Consider the following 3,308-nt stretch of genomic DNA (forward strand, 5'->3'; position numbering starts at 1 on the left):
GAGCGCACCAGCCCCGTTCTGCGAGACGCTCAGCCACACGCGCGGATCGCGCACGGCACCCGGGCGCGGAACGGGCGCCCTCGGCAGATCCTTCAGCACGGCGCGCGCCGCCTCGCCGCCGAAGCGGCGCAGGAGCCAGCCCGACAGGGTGAGCGCCACGGCGAAGGCGGCCGACACGACGGCGATGCCGATGCGGAGCACGAGCTCGCCGGCGGGCGTCGGCACCTGCGCGCAGACGAGGAGCCCGAACACGAAGAACAGCGTGGTCGGCGGCGAGAGCGGGGCGGCGTTCACGACCACGACGCCCGCCGCGATGAGGGCCAGGAGCACGATCGCCTCGAACCACAGGGGGGCGGATGCCGCGGCCAGCGCCGTGCCCGCAGCGACGCTCACGACGAGGCCGGTCGCCGCCACGATCACGGTGCGTGCGCGCACCCGGTACCGCTCGCCACGACCGAAGATCGCGGCCATGCCGCCGAACGCCGCGTACGGCGCCAGGTCGGGGCGCCCGACGAGCACGAGGATCGTGAGCGGCACGACCGCGGCGACGGCCGCGCGGAACGCGACCTCGACCTCGAGGCTGCGCCATCCACGCGAGTCGGCAGCGGGGGTGCCCGCGGTCACAGCTTCTCGATCGGCGCGATCTTGATCAGGAGCTTCTTCTGGCCCGCGGTGTCGAACGCCACGTGCGCGATGCGCTTGGTGCCCTCGCCCGTGACCTGCGTGACCTTGCCGTCGCCGAAGTCGACGTGACGGATGCGGTCGCCGGCGGCGAGCGTGAGGTCGCCGTTGTCGCGCACCGTGCCGGTCACGCGGTTCGCCCACTCGGTCTTGGGGCCGGCGCTCTTCGTGACGCTGAACCGCTCGAGGTCGCGGTCGCGAGTGCCCCACGCGCCGCCCTGGCCCGGGCCGCGCCGCGCGTTGAGGGCCCGCGGCTGGGTGCCGCCGCGCGAGTTGGCCATGCCGGGCGACTGCTTCCAGTCGATGAGCCCCTCGGGGATCTCGCTGAGGTAGCGCGACGGCATGGCGACGGCCACCTCGCCGAACTGCGCGCGGCTCATCGCCAGCGACAGGAAGAGCCGCTTGCGCGCGCGGGTGATGCCGACGTAGAACAGGCGCCGCTCCTCGGCGGGGCCGCCGGGCTCGGACGCCGACATCTGGTGCGGCAGCAGGCCCTCCTCGAGGCCGGTGAGGAACACCGCGTGGTACTCGAGGCCCTTCGCCGTGTGCAGCGTCATGAGCGAGACCGTGCCGGAGGCGTCGTCGAGCTCGTCGGCCGCGGCCACGAGCGAGACCTGGGTGAGGAAGTCGACGAGCGTGGCGCCCGGGTTCTCGCGGTCGAAGTCGCGGGTCTGCGCGACGAGCTCCTCGACGTTCTCGGCGCGGGTCTCGTCTTGCGGGTCGCGACTGTTGCGGAGCGCGTCGATGAGCCCCGAGCTCTCGAGCAGGAACACGAGCACGTCGGAGACCTTCGAGGCGCCCTCGTTCGTGCCCTCGGCGATGCCGCGCGACGACGGCACCAGCATGGCCGCCGCCTCATCGAGCACGTCGGCGACCCTGGTGATGGCGCCCGTGACCTTCGGGCCGAGGCCGAGGCCGTCGGCCGCCCGCATCGCCTGGCGGAACGTCAGCGCGTTCTGCTCGGCGAAGCTCGCGAGCGCAGTCTCGGTGGCCGGGCCGATGCCGCGCTTGGGGGTGTTCAGGATGCGACGCAGGGCGAGCTCGTCGAGTGGGTTCGCCACGGCGATGAGGTACGCCATGGCGTCCTTGATCTCGGCGCGCTCGTAGAACTTCGTGCCGCCCACGACGCGGTACGGCAGCGCCGAGCGAACGAAGATCTCCTCGAGCGCTCGCGTCTGCGCGTTGGTGCGGTAGAACACGGCGATGTCGCGGTAGGCGACGCCGGCGCGGTGCATCACCTCGATCTCGTCGGCGACGAACTGGGCCTCGTCATGCGCGGTGTATCCCGTGTAGCCGGTGATGCGGTCGCCGTCGCCGTCGGCCGTCCAGAGCTTCTTCTCCTTGCGGTCGAAGTTGTTCGAGATGACCGCGTTCGCCGCGGACAGGATGTTCTGGGTCGAGCGGTAGTTCTGCTCGAGCAGCACGACCTTCGCACCGGGGAAGTCCCGCTCGAACTCGACGATGTTGCGGATGTCGGCGCCGCGGAAGGCGTAGATCGACTGGTCGGAGTCGCCGACCACGGTCAGGCTGGCGCCCGGGATGCCGCCCGAGGCATCCACCAGCGGGGCCACGTTGACGCCGTGCTGCTCCATCTCGACCACCCGGTCGGCGGGCACCGCCTGGGTGAGCTCGCGGATGAGCGCGTACTGCGCGTGGTTCGTGTCCTGGTACTCGTCGACCAGGATGTGGCGGAACCGGCGCTGGTAGAGCGACGCGACCTTGGGGAACGCGCGGAAGAGGTAGACCGTCTCGGCGATCAGGTCGTCGAAGTCGAGCGCGCTCGCATCGCGGAGCCGACGCGAGTACTGCCGGAAGATCTCGAGGAACATGACCTCTTGCGGGTCGTTCGTGTTCGCGTTGCGCGCGTACGTCTCGACGTCGGCCAGCTCGTTCTTCAGCTTCGAGATCTTCGCCTGCGCGCTCGCCGGCGTGAAGCCCATGGTGTCGGCGTCGAGCTCCTTGATGATGCGCTTGAGGATGGTGCGCTGGTCGGCGGAGTCGTAGATCGTGAACGTCGAGGAGAGCCCGATGGACTCGGCCTCACGGCGCAGGATGCGCACGCATGCCGAGTGGAACGTCGAGATCCACATGCCGCTGGCGCTGTCGCCGAGCAACGCCTGCACGCGCTCGCGCATCTCGGCCGCGGCCTTGTTGGTGAATGTGATCGCCAGGATCTGGCTCGGCCACGCTTCGCGGCTCTCGATGAGGCTGGCGATGCGATGCGTGAGCACCCGGGTCTTGCCCGAGCCGGCGCCCGCCACGATGAGCAGTGCCTGGCCGCGGTACTCGACGGCCTCCCGCTGCTCGGGGTTCAGTCCGTCGGTGAGGCGCGAGCCGCTCGTGGCGGCGGGTGCGGTGGGCGCCTCGCGCCAGCCGGCCGGGTCGTCGGGGTCGAGGATCAGCGTCATGTCCCTCCAATTCTAGGCGCGGCATCCGACAGCGACGCCGCCCGCTCCGCACCCGCCGACGGATGCCGCGGACGCTCACCGAAGAGAACATCTCGGAGTTTGCCCGTGCACTCGAAGTGGTGGAGCGACCACGCGAAGGTACGGGGCGAGCTGCTCTACGTCGCCATCGGCGACAGCGCCGCGCAGGGCATCGGCGCCTCGAGTCCCGACCGCCGAGCG

The 3,308-nt window shown here is 71.0% G+C and carries 1 protein-coding gene and 1 pseudogene; both read right to left on the reverse strand.

Annotated elements, in window-relative coordinates; all coding sequences use genetic code 11:
• Positions 1-624 (reverse strand): annotated as a pseudogene (locus tag GH736_RS19590) (FUSC family protein); the annotation flags it as partial.
• Positions 621-3,089 (reverse strand): ATP-dependent helicase, encoded by a 2,469-nt coding sequence (locus tag GH736_RS19595; RefSeq protein ID WP_159606327.1) that lies wholly within the window; start codon positions 3,087-3,089, stop codon positions 621-623. The gene GH736_RS19595 and the pseudogene GH736_RS19590, both read right to left, overlap by 4 nt.
• Positions 3,090-3,308: the final 219 nt, after the last annotated feature.

This window comes from Agromyces humi (assembly GCF_009720255.1).
Classification (GTDB): Bacteria; Actinomycetota; Actinomycetes; order Actinomycetales; family Microbacteriaceae; genus Agromyces; species Agromyces humi.

Coding starts and splice junctions, on each gene's coding strand:
- GH736_RS19595 (WP_159606327.1), bottom strand. CDS start 3,089: ATGACGCTGATCCTCGACCCCGACGACCCGGCCGGCTGGCGCGAGGCG.